The 13,279-nt window shown below is 52.9% G+C and carries 12 protein-coding genes; 4 read left to right on the top strand and 8 right to left on the bottom strand.

Annotated elements, in window-relative coordinates; translation table 11 throughout:
* Nucleotides 1-24: 24 nt before the first annotated feature.
* Nucleotides 25-1,089: a 5-(carboxyamino)imidazole ribonucleotide synthase gene (purK, locus tag UC14_RS08245; RefSeq protein WP_112197539.1), complete on the bottom strand. Its 1,065-nt coding sequence runs from the start codon at nucleotides 1,087-1,089 to the stop codon at nucleotides 25-27.
* Nucleotides 1,086-1,595 (bottom strand): 5-(carboxyamino)imidazole ribonucleotide mutase, encoded by a 510-nt coding sequence (gene purE, locus UC14_RS08240; protein ID WP_013576579.1) that lies wholly within the window; start codon nucleotides 1,593-1,595, stop codon nucleotides 1,086-1,088. Before purE ends, purK begins: the two co-directional genes overlap by 4 nt.
* 180 nt (nucleotides 1,596-1,775) lie before the next feature.
* Between purE and UC14_RS08235 the strand changes: the two genes are divergently transcribed.
* Entirely contained in the window at nucleotides 1,776-2,408 is a 633-nt protein-coding gene (locus tag UC14_RS08235; RefSeq protein WP_013576577.1) for a tRNA-(ms[2]io[6]A)-hydroxylase, read from the top strand.
* Between the two features lie 111 nt (nucleotides 2,409-2,519).
* Here the strand turns inward: UC14_RS08235 and lpxH are convergent, their stop codons facing one another.
* Both lpxH and ppiB read right to left on the bottom strand, forming a co-directional pair.
* Nucleotides 2,520-3,242 (bottom strand): UDP-2,3-diacylglucosamine diphosphatase, encoded by a 723-nt coding sequence (gene lpxH / locus UC14_RS08230; RefSeq protein WP_112151702.1) that lies wholly within the window; start codon nucleotides 3,240-3,242, stop codon nucleotides 2,520-2,522.
* A gap of 11 nt (nucleotides 3,243-3,253) precedes the next feature.
* Entirely contained in the window at nucleotides 3,254-3,748 is a 495-nt protein-coding gene (gene ppiB, locus UC14_RS08225; RefSeq protein WP_013576575.1) for a peptidylprolyl isomerase B, read from the bottom strand.
* Between the two features lie 227 nt (nucleotides 3,749-3,975).
* Between ppiB and cysS the strand changes: the two genes are divergently transcribed.
* Nucleotides 3,976-5,367 (top strand): cysteine--tRNA ligase, encoded by a 1,392-nt coding sequence (cysS, locus tag UC14_RS08220; protein WP_013576574.1) that lies wholly within the window; start codon nucleotides 3,976-3,978, stop codon nucleotides 5,365-5,367.
* 68 nt (nucleotides 5,368-5,435) lie between these two features.
* Nucleotides 5,436-6,308 carry a DNA-3-methyladenine glycosylase 2 gene (alkA, locus tag UC14_RS08215; protein WP_112197538.1) on the top strand — a complete coding sequence of 291 codons (873 nt, stop codon included), beginning with the start codon at nucleotides 5,436-5,438 and terminating at the stop codon, nucleotides 6,306-6,308.
* 7 nt (nucleotides 6,309-6,315) lie between these two features.
* On the opposite strand, the gene UC14_RS27050 is transcribed toward alkA, so the two are convergent.
* From UC14_RS27050 to UC14_RS08200, 4 genes are all read right to left on the bottom strand, one after another.
* Nucleotides 6,316-7,218: a diguanylate cyclase domain-containing protein gene (locus tag UC14_RS27050; protein ID WP_232829657.1), complete on the bottom strand. Its 903-nt coding sequence runs from the start codon at nucleotides 7,216-7,218 to the stop codon at nucleotides 6,316-6,318.
* Nucleotides 7,215-8,498 (bottom strand): PAS domain S-box protein, encoded by a 1,284-nt coding sequence (locus UC14_RS27045; protein ID WP_232829656.1) that lies wholly within the window; start codon nucleotides 8,496-8,498, stop codon nucleotides 7,215-7,217. Before UC14_RS27045 ends, UC14_RS27050 begins: the two co-directional genes overlap by 4 nt.
* Nucleotides 8,499-8,801: 303 nt before the next feature.
* Nucleotides 8,802-10,241, bottom strand: coding sequence for a magnesium transporter (gene mgtE / locus UC14_RS08205; RefSeq protein ID WP_015690293.1), 1,440 nt, complete (start codon nucleotides 10,239-10,241; stop codon nucleotides 8,802-8,804).
* 9 nt (nucleotides 10,242-10,250) lie between these two features.
* Nucleotides 10,251-10,469, bottom strand: coding sequence for a YfgG family protein (locus UC14_RS08200; protein ID WP_013576570.1), 219 nt, complete (start codon nucleotides 10,467-10,469; stop codon nucleotides 10,251-10,253).
* Between the two features lie 512 nt (nucleotides 10,470-10,981).
* On the opposite strand from UC14_RS08200, the gene UC14_RS08195 reads away from it, so the two are divergent.
* On the top strand, nucleotides 10,982-13,213 hold the full coding sequence (locus tag UC14_RS08195) for an EAL domain-containing protein (protein ID WP_232829655.1): 2,232 nt from the start codon (nucleotides 10,982-10,984) through the stop codon (nucleotides 13,211-13,213).
* Nucleotides 13,214-13,279 lie beyond the last annotated feature (66 nt).

Genomic DNA, 13,279 nt, shown 5'->3' with positions numbered 1-13,279 from the left:
TCGCAGGGGAGGGAGCCGATCAAATCAAAGCTTTTCAACTGCCCATTCAATCCCGCTGGCGTATTCTTCCGGCAGCATCGGGACCAGTGCGTTGAGATTGTCTTTCAGCAGGCTGGCGCTGGCGTCGTTGAGATTCAGGTGTCCGACTTTACGACCCGGACGCACGTCTTTCTCGTACCAGTGCAGATTGACCAGCGGCAGGCTCAGCCATTTTTCTGACACATCCGTGCCAATCAGATTCACCATCACTGACGGTGTGCTCACCACCGGTTTCGGCAGCGGCAGACCAAGGATGGCGCGCAGATGCATTTCAAACTGACTGTAAGAGGCGCCGTTCTGTGTCCAGTGCCCGCTGTTATGCACACGCGGTGCCAGCTCATTGATCAGCAAACCTTCGCTGACCACGAAACACTCCATTGCCATCACGCCGACATAATTCAGTTCGTTCATGATCGCCGACAGCATGTTTTCTGCCTGCTGTTGCAGGGCGGCATCCGGCTGCGGCAGCACAACACTGGTGCGCAGAATGCCGTCCTGATGCAGGTTATGGGTCAGCGGATAAAACACGGTTTTACCATCGTGACCGCGCGCGCCCACCAGCGAAACTTCACCGGAGAAGTTGATACCCTGCTCAACGATGCATTCGCCATAGCAATCCTGCGGCAGCGTATTTTCTTCACCAGAACGCAGACGCCACTGACCCCGGCCGTCGTACCCGCCGACGCGACGTTTCACAATCGCCAGTTGGCCAAGCCGGGAGAATACCTGCGGCCATTCGGCGGCATCGGCCAGCAATTGCCACGGCGCAGTCGCCAGACCGAGCTGGTCGAGCAACTGTTTTTGCGTCAGGCGATCGGCCAGACGCGGGAAAATGTCGCGGTTAACGAACGCATTGTGCGTCGCCAGTTCGCGGGTCAGTGCCGTTTCCGGCCAGCGTTCGATTTCAGCGGTGATCACGCTTTGCTGATACGGCACGGCTTCCGGTTCAGCATCAAGGCCGACAGGATAGACGGCGATGCCCAGCGGTTCACCGGCCTGACGCAGCATTCGGCCTAACTGGCCGTTTCCGAGTACGCAAACCGGTTTCATGCTTCCTCCCGCGGGTCGGGATTATTCAGCACTTCGTCAGTTTGTGCGGTGCGCCACGCGGCCAGGTTTTTGGCAATCTCAGCATCGTGCAGTGCAAGAATCTGTGCCGCCAGCAATGCGGCGTTTGCGGCACCGGCTTTACCAATCGCCAGCGTACCGACCGGAATACCACGCGGCATTTGCACGATGGAATAGAGACTGTCGATGCCACTGAGTGCAGCACTTTGTACCGGCACGCCCAGCACCGGCACCAGCGTTTTCGCCGCCAGCATGCCCGGTAAATGCGCTGCGCCACCGGCACCCGCGATGATCACATCAAAACCGTTAGCGGAAGCCTGCTCAGCGAAAGTAAACAATTTGTCCGGCGTACGGTGAGCGGAGACGATATCGACATGGAAAGGAATATTCAGCGTTGTGAGGACGTCGGCGGCGAACTGCATGGTCGCCCAGTCACTTTTAGACCCCATAACGATGGCGATTTTTGCCGGGGTAACGTTGGATGACATGTCTGTAAAGCTCCTGTGATTCGGAAATAGAAACTGCGAGGGCGCAAATGATAGCACGCTCCGTGAGGGAGGAAAACGGTTGCGTCGCCGGAAAACGGCGCATTTTTGATGAGAAGTTGACGGCAGATTTGTATAATCCAAACCAATATATTAATGACAAACTTCATTGGAAACTGATTTATGACGCAGGCTTTACTGGCACCGATTTATGATTTTCTTCACTGTGAAACACCCGCTCTGTGGGTGGATGTGGCGCTGGAAAATCAGACGGTGATGCTGATCGACCACGCTAACTGTGAAAAGAAAGCGGCGGCCACGGCGATGAGCCTGATGACCAAATATCTGGATCGCACCGAGCTGCTGTTTTGTGCGGCGCGTCTGGCGCGTGAAGAGCTTCATCACTTCGAACAAGTGGTGGAAATCATGCAAAAGCGCAATATTACTTATACCCAGCTTTCCCCCTCGCGCTACGCCAGCGGTATGATCAAACATACCCGTCATCACGATGATCTGAATATTCTGGTCGACCGGCTGATTATCGGGGCGTACATAGAAGCGCGATCCTGTGAGCGTTTTGCCAAAATTGCGCCGCATCTCGACGAAACCTTGTCGCGTTTTTACACCTCATTGCTGCGTTCAGAATCACGGCATTTTGCCGATTATCTGGCGCTGGCGGAGCAATATGCCGGAACGGATATCAGTGAGCGGGTAGAGGAGTTTGGCAGAATTGAAGCGGAACTGATCCTCACGCCGGACGAACAATTCCGCTTCCATTCAGGCGTACCCGTTACCCTTCATACTTCGGGCTGCTGATGCGTTGACTGCACTCATTCACCCCGGTCACTTAGTCAGCTAAGCTCCCAGGGATTCATGAGCTTGTCGCCTTCCAGCAACTCAAATTATTTTGGGTAACTTTGAGGTGACTTAAAACGGAAAGCTGATCAGCTCGACGTTATCGGCGGTGACTTTCACCATCGAGCCTTCTTCGTGCCATGCGCCGAGTACCACGCGGTGGCCGGTTTTATTCCCCAGTGGCACATCATGAATTGCCGGACGATGGGTGTGACCGTGAATCATCCACTCCACGCCGGCCATCTGCATTTCGCTGACCACCGCCTGCGGGTTCACATCCATAATTTCCAGTGATTTGCCCTGGTTTGACGCCTTGCTGTTGGCGCGCATTCTGGCGGCAATCGCCAGTCGCCATTTCAGCGGCAGCATCAGGAACAGTTTCTGGATCAGCGGATTGTGGACTTTTTTGCGGAAGTTCTGATACGCGACATCGTCGGTGCACAGCGTATCGCCGTGCAGGATCAGGACGCGGCGGCCATACAGTTCCAGCACTTTTTTCTCCGGCAGCAACGTCATCAGGCTGTCGCGGGCGAAACGTCTGCCGAGCAGAAAATCGCGGTTGCCGTGAATGAAGAAGCAGGGCACACCTTGCTGGTGTAACTGATTCAGTGCCGCCGAGATTTCAGCGTGAAGCGGCTGCGGATCATCATCGCCAATCCAGGCTTCGAACAGGTCACCGAGAATGTACAGGGCGTCGGCCTGCGGCGCATCTTCACGTAGAAAACGCAGAAAACCGGCAGTGATTGCCGGTTCCTGTGCGCAAAGATGGATATCTGCGATAAAAAACGTGGTCATCCCGACGTTGATTATTCGCTGACTGTGACGCTTTTGATCACAACATCTTCTTTTGGAACGTCCTGGTGCATACCGCTGCGGCCGGTTTTGACGGCTTTGATCGCGTCAACCACGTCCTGACCTTCAACCACTTCTGCGAATACGCAGTAGCCCCAACCCTGTGCGTTTTTGCCACTGTGGTTCAGGAAGTCGTTGTCAGTTACGTTGATGAAGAACTGTGCCGTGGCGGAATGCGGATCGTTGGTACGCGCCATCGCCAGCGTGCCTTTGGTGTTTTTCAGGCCGTTGTCTGCTTCGTTATTGATAGGCGCATCGGTGTTTTTCTGGTTCATGCCTGGCTCAAAACCGCCGCCCTGGATCATGAAACCGTTAATCACACGGTGGAAAATTGTGTTGTCGTAGAAGCCTTTACGGCAATAGTTCAGGAAGTTTTCAACCGTGGCTGGCGCTTTGTCAGCGAAAGTTTTAATGACGATGTCGCCGTGGTTGGTGTGGAAAGTGACCATAATTATCATCCTGCTAATGTTGATGTGTGCTCTTAGTAAGAGCGGCTACTATAGCCTTTTCTTATACCATAACTCAAAAGTTGCCGTCAGCAGCGGCTTTGTGACGACTAAAGCCCGTCCGGCGGCCTTATGCCGTTTCGGTGAAATCATTTTCGTTATATTATACGCGTTAGTGTCGCTTAAACGCGCCAACGTCATTTTCTACGCCCAACACACGGAATAGCCTGATGCTGAAGATTTTTAATACCCTGAGTCGCCAAAAAGAGGAATTCAAGCCAATTCATGCCGGTAAAGTCGGGATGTACGTGTGTGGGATCACTGTTTACGACCTGTGTCATATCGGCCACGGTCGCACCTTTGTGTCTTTCGACGTGGTGTCGCGTTACCTGCGTTACCTCGGTTATGACCTGAAATACGTGCGCAATATCACCGATATCGACGATAAAATCATTAAACGTGCCGCTGAAAATGGCGAAACGTTTATGGCGCTGACCGACCGTATGATCGCCGAGATGCATGCTGATTTTGCTTCACTGAACATTCTCCCGCCGGACTCCGAACCGCGCGCCACGCAGCACATTCACGAAATTATCGATATCGTGCAGAAGCTGATTGACCGTGACCACGCCTATGTCGCGTCGAACGGTGATGTGATGTTCTGGGTGGAAAGTGATCCGGATTACGGACTGTTGTCCCGTCAGGATCTGGATCAGTTACAGGCGGGTGCGCGCGTCGAAGTCGAAGCCAACGTGAAACGCAATCCGATGGATTTCGTACTGTGGAAAATGTCCAAGCCGGGCGAACCGAGCTGGACATCTCCGTGGGGCGAAGGTCGCCCGGGCTGGCATATCGAATGTTCTGCGATGAACTGCAAACAGCTCGGTGCGCATTTCGATATTCACGGTGGCGGTTCTGACCTGATGTTCCCGCACCACGAGAACGAAATTGCGCAGTCAAGCTGTGCCCATGACGGCCCGTATGTGAATACCTGGATGCACTCCGGCATGGTGATGATCGACCGCGAAAAGATGTCCAAATCACTGGATAACTTCTTCACCGTGCGCGATGTGCTGAAATATTATGACGCTGAAAGCGTGCGTTACTTCCTGATGTCGGGTCACTATCGCAGCCAGCTAAACTACAGCGAAGAGAACCTGAAACTGGCGCGTACCTCAATGGAGCGTCTGTACACCGCACTGCGCGGCACTGACGCCGCTGCAACGCCAGCCGGTGGTGAGGCTTTCGTTACGCGCTTCCGTGCGGCTATGGACGATGATTTCAACACACCGGAAGCTTATTCCGTGTTGTTCGATATGGCACGTGACATCAACCGTCTGAAAACGGAAGACCTGTCTGCGGCCAACGGTCTGGCAGCGGAACTGCGGCAACTGGCAGGTGTACTTGGCCTGCTGGAGCAGGATCCGGAGCAGTTCCTGAAATCCGGTGCTCAGGCGGATAACGATGACGAAGTGGCTGAAATCGAAGCGTTGATTAAACAGCGTAACGATGCCCGCGCCAGCAAAGACTGGGGCATGGCGGATAAAGCGCGTGATCGTCTCAATGAAATGGGTATCGTGTTAGAAGACGGCGCGGCAGGGACCACCTGGCGTAGAAAATAGTCTATTCTTTTGTTCTTAATACTGAATTATGGCTCCCAACCGGGGGCCATTTTTATAAGGATCATGCTGTGACAACCCTGTTTCTGACCTATCAGCCTCCGTATGACTGGCAATGGATGACGGCATTTCTCGGCGCGCGTGCATTGCAGGGTGTTGAACAGCAGGATGGCGAATATTACCAGCGTACGCTGGCGGTGATGCACCACGGCGAACGGCTGACCGGCTGGTTGCGGTTGCGTCCGTTGCCTGAGCGAAATGGCGTTGAGCTGGAAGTGTCGGCGTCGCTTTCGCCGGTCACGGAGAACATAGCTGCCCGGGTGCGGCGGTTGCTGGATCTGGACGCGCAACCCACGCTTATCGCCGAGGGGCTGGGGGGACTGGCTGACAATGCGCCGGGATTACGCCTGCCGGGCTGCGTCAACCGTTTTGAACTGATGGTGCGCGCGATCCTCGGGCAACTGGTGAGCGTGAAAATGGCGGCGACACTGGCGACGCGGCTGACTGAAAAATGGGGCGAACCGGTGCGTACGCCGTTTGCCGCGCTGACGCATTTGTTTCCGTCTGCAGCGGCCATCGGGCAGTTAACGGTAGACGATTTACGGGGTATTGGTGTGCAGGCCAAACGTGCAGCGTGTCTGATTAATATTGCGCAGGCAGTGGATGAGGGGCGCTTGCCGCTGGATGACATCACCGATGTGCAGGACGGAATAAAACAGCTGCAGGCGATGCCGGGGATTGGCAACTGGACTGCCAGTTATGTGGCAATGCGCGCCTGGTCTGCGCCTGATATTTTTCTCGGCGGTGACTATCTGATTAAACAGCGTTTTCCGGGCATGACGCCCGCGAAGATAGCCCGCTATGCCGAAGTCTGGAAACCTTGGCGCACCTACGCCACGCTGCATTTGTGGTTCAATAATGAGTGGCAGCCGGGCACGCCGTAGGCGGGGATTAACGTGACACTTCTGTGCCAGACTGATGGTCTTCAGGGGGGATGGCACCGCTGGTATGTGCAGTGGCCGTTTTTTGCGCCGGTTCATATTTATAAACCCGCCCGCGTCCGTTGTGTTTGGCGATGTAGCAGGCCATATCCGCCTGTGCCATGTATTCGCTGCCGGTGATGTTCGCATCGTTTATTTGCGTCATTCCTGCGCTGGCTCCGATCCGGTAGGCATTTCCTTCCCAGATAAATTTGAAATCGTTGATTTTGTCCACCAGATGCTGCAGCGTTGCCAGCCCTTCTTCCTGAGGACAATCAAATAAGATCAGCGCAAATTCATCGCCGCCCAGCCTTGCCAGCCGGTCGCTGTTGCGGATGTTTTCCTGCATCAGTGCGCTGATCTGGCGCAGCAGTTCATCCCCTGCAGCATGTCCTGCGGTGTCGTTAATCGCTTTAAAATGATCCAGATCGATAAACGCCAGACCGTGAGGCTGACGTTGCGTTGCAGTCAGATTCAGCGCTTTTTTCAGGCTCGATTCGAAACTGCCACGATTCGACAACCCGGTGAGTAAATCGTGAGAGGCGCTGTAACTGAGTTTTCGCATCAGTTCGCGGGATTTACTGACGTCCTGTAGCACCAGCACAATGCCAATCGGTTCGTCTTTCAGGGTGCGCAGCGGTGACACTGCCAGCTGAACATCAAACAAAGCCGTGTGATGGCCGTGCAGAACCAGCGAACGCTCAACGGAAGAGTGCAGATTTTCATTGATATCAAACTGCAAAAGATCGTCGATAAGCGGCCCTCCCGCTCCTTTGCTGATGCGCACGATGCGGCCTACCGGTTGCCCCTGCGCCTGCTGTTCTTTCCAGCCAGTCATTTTCTCTGCGACCGGATTCATGAAAGTGATATTCATATTCCGGTCGTGGAGATCACCGCTTCATTGATCGAATTCAGCGTGATATGCAGCAGCTCTTTTTCTTCATGCAGCGCTTCCGAAAGGCGCTTGTTAGTCATTTCGGTGTGTTTAAGCTCGTTGATATCTTCAATCTGAGAAATGAAATACATCGGATTATGGTGTTCATCACGCACCAGAGATACGGCGAGGAATGCCCAGATAACTTCTCCGCTGCGGCGCAGATAACGCTTCTCCAGGGTGTAACTCTGGATGTCATCGTTCAGCAATTGCTGCAACAGCGCCAGGTCTTTGCCCAGATCTTCATGATAGGTAATTTCCTGGAACGTCAGGGTGGTCAGATATTCCGCCTCATAACCCAGCAGATGACACAGGGCTTTGTTCACCTGCAGCAGCTTGCCTTCCGGTGATACCAGCGTCATGCCAATTGCGGAATATTCCATGGCGTTTCGGAAGCGATTTTCACTTTGCGTGATGTGAGATTTTTCAGTACGCAACGCATGCATTGCCATCGCCATGGCATTCGCAGGCATCAGAATCAATAGCAGCGGCAGGAAAATCAATCCCTGAGGGAGCTGATCCGCCAGGTGCGGCTGAACGGAAATAATGCCGCTGGTATGCAGTAACGCAATCATCAGTGTCATCGAGAGGAAAATGATGAACGATTCCATACGGGGTAAACGGATGGCGGCCGATAACAGCGGAATGGTGATAAAGGCGAAAGTGTAAGGCAGCCATTTCAGGGCCAGAAAACCGGCCGCCAGCGTCAGGATCAACGTCAGAAGCAGTCCGAAAAGACGCGGCGAGGTGATCAGTTTAACCAGGTAGCCGCGATGGTAGATAAGCCCCAGCGGCGTGAGCGCGAGGATCGCTACGGCTTCTGACATAAACCAGGTGGTAAAGCGGCTTTGTAATTCTGCCGGAGAATGAACATGCAGAATAAACAACAGCATGATTAACGCGCTGACCAGCGGGCAGAAGATCACCGCGACGAAAAGGAATTTCATCCAGGAACTCAGCCCCGAAAGCGGATCCTGCGCCGGCAATATTCTGCGCAATAAATCCGCACACAGAGAAGCCTCAATAAGGTTGTTGAGCAGATAAGGCAGATAGCGAAAGAAGGGCGTACCGAGGATCGTATGTGATGCCGCGATGCCCAGTGCGGCGGCGCACAGCAGCGGGATCCAGTCGCGATAGCGATGGTGGAATAAAACAGGGATCAGCAATGCTGTCGGTAGCCACAATCCGGCGAGGCTGGACGACTTCTGAATGATACTCAAACAGGCAAAGGCCAGCAGGCAGGTTGAGATGCCTAAAAGTAAGCAGGATGTCCAGTTTGCCCGATTAGCCCCAGTTGAGGGCGGCTTGCTATTTTCCACGGTGAAAACCTTTTTCTGGCTGACGGAGCGTTGCAGGCAGTCGCAGTGATACTTATTGATTAATGTTATCAATGCACTACCGCAGGGCGAACTGCGGCAGGGGTTAATGAGTACCGGAAAATCAGCGCTAATGATTAATATAAATTCTACATTACGCTGTAATAGATAACGAATTTTCCGGCCAGAAAGCCGGAATTCATTTCGTTAAAGCAGGAAAATGGTGGCAAGGCCGAGGAAAATGAAGAATCCGCCAGTGTCTGTCAGCGCGGTAATCATCACACTGGATCCGACCGCAGGGTCGCGGCCCAGGCGTACCATGGTGAGGGGGATGACGACACCCATCAGCGCGGCCAGCAGTAAATTTAGCACCATCGCCAGTGTCATCACCGCGCCCATCTCCCAGTTGCCATAGAGCAGCCAGGTGACAATCCCCATTAATCCGCCCCAGACGAGGCCGTTGATCAGTGCCACGCCCAGCTCCCTGAACATCAGGAATTTCAGATTGCCGAGCTGAACATGGTGCAGCGCCAGCCCGCGGACAATCATGGTGATGGTCTGATTGCCGGTATTTCCGCCGATACCGGCGACAATAGGCATCAGCGCGGCCAGCGCAACGAGCTGCGAAATCGTGTGTTCAAACAGGCCGATCACACGGGAAGCCACAAACGCCGTACACAGATTGATGGCCAGCCACGCCCAGCGGTTACGCACGGCTTTGGTTACCGGCGAGAAAACATCTTCTTCAGGGCTTAAGCCACCCATGCGGCGTAAGTTACTGTCGGTGTCGTTATTGACGAAATCGACGATTTCTTCCACCGTCAGGCGGCCCATCAGTTTACCTTTTTTATCCACGACGGCTGCGGTGATCAGGTCATAACGTTCGAACGCGCTGGCGGCGTCTTCGGCTTTGTCCTCCGGTTCAAAACTGGTGAGATCGGTGATCATCACGTCGGAAACCAGCGTATGCGGCGCGTTCAATAAAATCGTGGTCAGCGGCAATTCGCCAAGCAGCGTATTTTTCCGGTCAGTAATAAAGACTTTATCGGTTGCCTGCGGAATTGACTTACGTGAGCGGAGAAAGCGCTGAACGGTGCCCAGTGAGACATCCGGGCGAACGGTCAGCAACTCGAAATCCATGATACGGCCAACGCATTCTTTGCTGAATTTCATCACTTCGCGGACTTTCTCTCGCTGGCGGGGATCCAGTGAGGTCAGTACGCGGCCAATCAGGTCGCGGGGCAGATACTCCGCCAGATAAACCTGATCGTCCACATCCAGCAGTGACATGGTTTTGAGCAAATCCTTATCGCTCATTTCTTCGATCAGACTGTCCCAGACGGTTTCTGAGACTTCCACCAGCGCTTTACCGCGTGCAGCGGGTTCGACCAGCCGCCATAGCGCCAGACGCTCACGGATCGGCAGTGCTTCCAGTACGTCCGCAACGTCCGCCGCGTGAAGACTTTGTACCCGCGAGGTCAGCTCGGCGGTGTTGTCCATCAGTTGTGCGCGGGTGACGTCATCAACATCAGGTTCCTCGCCCAGAATACTGTCGGCGAGGTCATCGGTGTTCAGAAGGAGATCGAGGATCCTGCTGCGGCTTTCAGCCAGTTTCTGGCCGTAATTCTTTGGTTTTCCACCAGACATTTGTGATCCTTAGTCCTTTGAGTAACGACAGGTTTTCAGCGTGCCGGTACAGGTTTTTGCCGGAGTCTGTTCCTGTAACTCCACAGTTTGCGTATCGGTCCGGGTTTGTTTTTGATTCTGATGATGTGAATACGCACCGATAGCGGAGTAGACCAGACGCCCGAACAAAATAATGAAGCTTATCGCTAAAACGATTTTCGTCATTCTGATGTTGGTTTTTCGAGACATAATTTAATCGCTTAAGTAAATCGTTGCTCCGGTGAAGGAATGAAGGTGTGCAAATGATAACGTTTACAATATATAACACATCTAAACAGGCAGCCAGATAATCGGATTAAGGGCAAACTCGCGGTTTAAAGGGGTATAAATCCATCAAACCTAAGACTTTTCGTTCTCCTTAAGAAGGATCGCATGAAATTGCCAAAAAATTTTATTTCATGCATCACGCGATGAATTTGTCTGAGATGAATTTTTGTCAAATCACAAAGATTGTGTTTATTGATATGCATCAAGGGATTTAAGATAAGTCACATTAGAATCCAGCCATATTTTAAAATTTATATCCCGGCCTCCGCTGTATTCTTTTTTCTTCTGCGTTTTTTCTGTGAGATGACGTTTTTACAACGATAATTGAGGACGGAACCTGTGGCCATCGTCATCGGACTGTCTGTCTGATGTCTATTACACCCTGAACCCTTCACTGCAGCATGAAGTTCATGCGCAAAACTTAGATGGACTTGATGCGTAAAAAATTTTCCTGGCAAGACATGCGCCATAAATGGTGGGGCCTTCCTGCGATTTTTGCTCTGGTGCTGATCCCGGTGACCTCGTGGCTTTCTCCGATGATTTCCCTGCCGGATGGCCGTACTTATCTCATTTATATGCCGATGGCGACCTGCGTCGCGTTACTGATGGTATTTGACTGGGCCGCATTGCCGGGCATCGTCCTGACGCTTTTCCTGCGCTATTACCTGCGGATTGGCTTCGAGATGGGGATGCTGATGACGGTGATTTATTTCGCCGCGCTGTCTCTGGCCTGGCTGGGCTATCGCTGGCAGGCGGGAAGTCGCTGGTCCGCACCGCTCGGTCTGATGAATCTGGCGAAAGCCCGGGTAGGCTGGTTGCTGATTTTCCTGACATTATTCTTAGTCATCGTGCTGCAAATTGTGATTGAAAGCGGATTGCTGCCCGATTATCTCGGCATGGCGACGCGGGACTTTTTCACGCTCAGGACCCTGGTCAATTTACAGGGGATGGTCCTTGGTATTCTGCTTAACTCGCATGTGATTTATCTGGTGATACGCATTATCCGCAAGCCGCATTATTTACGTGTGATCTGCACGAGGTTGCGTCAGGAAATGGCACCAGGCGTGAAGTTTGCTGAGATTATGCTGTGGTTTGCGGTTCTGGGGGTCATGGTCACGTTGTTGTGCCTGCCGGGGCTGAGTGAACCGTTCATGAAGATTTTACTCAGCGATTACACGCTGACGCTACTGTTTCCGGTATTGCTGTTTGGAGCCTGGCGCTACGGTTATTACTTTATCAGTATCGTCTGGACCGTCACCCTGACTGTGTTATTTGAATTTTATCAGGGGTTTATCTCCGAACACGGCTTTGTTCATAATCTGGTGTTCGTGTCCGCCCTGATGTTGGTCTATACGATGACGTTGTTGCTGATGGCGGCCATCGCCTCACGTCAGCGTCTGCTGATGAAAAAATCCAGCGCCGCCGCATTGCAAGATCCGGTGTTTGGTCTGCCAAACCTGCGTGCCTTCAACCGCGATCTGGCGAGCTATCCGCGCTCCATGCTGTGTTTTATCCGTGTTTCCGACATGGACGTGCTGAGCCGTAACTACGGCATGCAGTTGCGTATCCAGTTTAAACAGCAACTGGCGCACGGGCTGAAGCCTTATCTGCAACCGGGTGAGCGGGTTTATCATTTACCGGGTTATGATCTGGTATTGCGGCTTAACTGCGAAGATTCGGATAAAAAATTGCAGAATTTGCATGACTATCTGGAAGATTTTCGCCTGATCTGGAACGGCTTGCCGCTGCATCCCAATATAGGCTTATCGTACTGTACCGTGTTTTCGCCAGTGGAACATCTGCCGATTTTGCTGGGCGAACTGAGCGGTATTGCTGAAGTTTCCCTGACCACCGGGCAGCCGGAATCCAATAAAAACGACCACAGTCAGGTACAACTGGAGATCAGAGAAAAAGTCGACATGCTGCATAAAATTCAGCGGGCACTGGATGACGATCGCTTTGTGCTGATGGCGCAACCCATCTTCGGGGTACGTGGCGACAGTTATCATGAAATCCTGCTGCGTCTGTCTGACAGCGCCGAAGGAACGCTGATCACACCGGATAAATTCCTGCCGGTGGTGCATGAGTTCGGTTTGTCGTATCAGCTGGATATGTGGGTGCTGAAACATACACTGATGTTTATTAATCAGAACCGTGTTCATTTGCCGAGTCTGCGCTTTGCGGTGAATTTCACGCCCTCGACGCTGTGCCGCCCGACATTTAGCCGCGATTTTAAAACGCTGATGCTGGAATATGAGGTAGAACCGTTCCAGATCGTGCTGGAAGTGACCGAATCCCATCTGCTGCAGAACATGAAATATGCCGACCTGGCGATGCGGGAATTGCGTTCCTACGGTTGCCGCATTGCGATTGATGACTTCGGTACGGGCTACGCCAGTTACGGTCGTCTGAAGGCTATTCAGGCCGATATCCTGAAAATTGACGGCAGCTTCGTGCGCAATATGCTCACTGATTCGCTGGACGCCTACATTGTGCAGTCAATCTGTCAGGTGGCGCGCATGAAGCATCTGTCGATTGTGGCGGAGTATGTGGAAACTGAAGAACAGAAAATCGCGTTGCACGAGCTGGGTGTGGATTACATGCAGGGTTATCTGGTGGGTAAACCGCAACCGTTAAACAAACTACTGGAATTCCCGAACGTCTGACATTGAGCGATGTCCGGAAAGAAAAAGCCCTCTGCGCATCAGATGCCAGAGGGCTCTTTTATTGCA

It is taken from the genome of Rahnella sp. NRRL B-41462 (assembly GCF_003263525.1).
Classification (GTDB): domain Bacteria; phylum Pseudomonadota; class Gammaproteobacteria; order Enterobacterales; family Enterobacteriaceae; genus Rahnella; species Rahnella aceris.
The sequence above is the reverse complement of the archived record's forward strand: the minus strand, read 5'-3'. Positions and strand labels throughout refer to the sequence as shown.

Coding starts and splice junctions, on each gene's coding strand:
- purK (WP_112197539.1), bottom strand. CDS start 1,089: ATGAAACCGGTTTGCGTACTCGGAAACGGCCAGTTAGGCCGAATGCTG.
- purE (WP_013576579.1), bottom strand. CDS start 1,595: ATGTCATCCAACGTTACCCCGGCAAAAATCGCCATCGTTATGGGGTCT.
- UC14_RS08235 (WP_013576577.1), top strand. CDS start 1,776: ATGACGCAGGCTTTACTGGCACCGATTTATGATTTTCTTCACTGTGAA.
- lpxH (WP_112151702.1), bottom strand. CDS start 3,242: ATGACCACGTTTTTTATCGCAGATATCCATCTTTGCGCACAGGAACCG.
- ppiB (WP_013576575.1), bottom strand. CDS start 3,748: ATGGTCACTTTCCACACCAACCACGGCGACATCGTCATTAAAACTTTC.
- cysS (WP_013576574.1), top strand. CDS start 3,976: ATGCTGAAGATTTTTAATACCCTGAGTCGCCAAAAAGAGGAATTCAAG.
- UC14_RS27050 (WP_232829657.1), bottom strand. CDS start 7,218: ATGAATATCACTTTCATGAATCCGGTCGCAGAGAAAATGACTGGCTGG.
- mgtE (WP_015690293.1), bottom strand. CDS start 10,241: ATGTCTGGTGGAAAACCAAAGAATTACGGCCAGAAACTGGCTGAAAGC.
- UC14_RS08200 (WP_013576570.1), bottom strand. CDS start 10,469: ATGTCTCGAAAAACCAACATCAGAATGACGAAAATCGTTTTAGCGATA.
- UC14_RS08195 (WP_232829655.1), top strand. CDS start 10,982: ATGCGTAAAAAATTTTCCTGGCAAGACATGCGCCATAAATGGTGGGGC.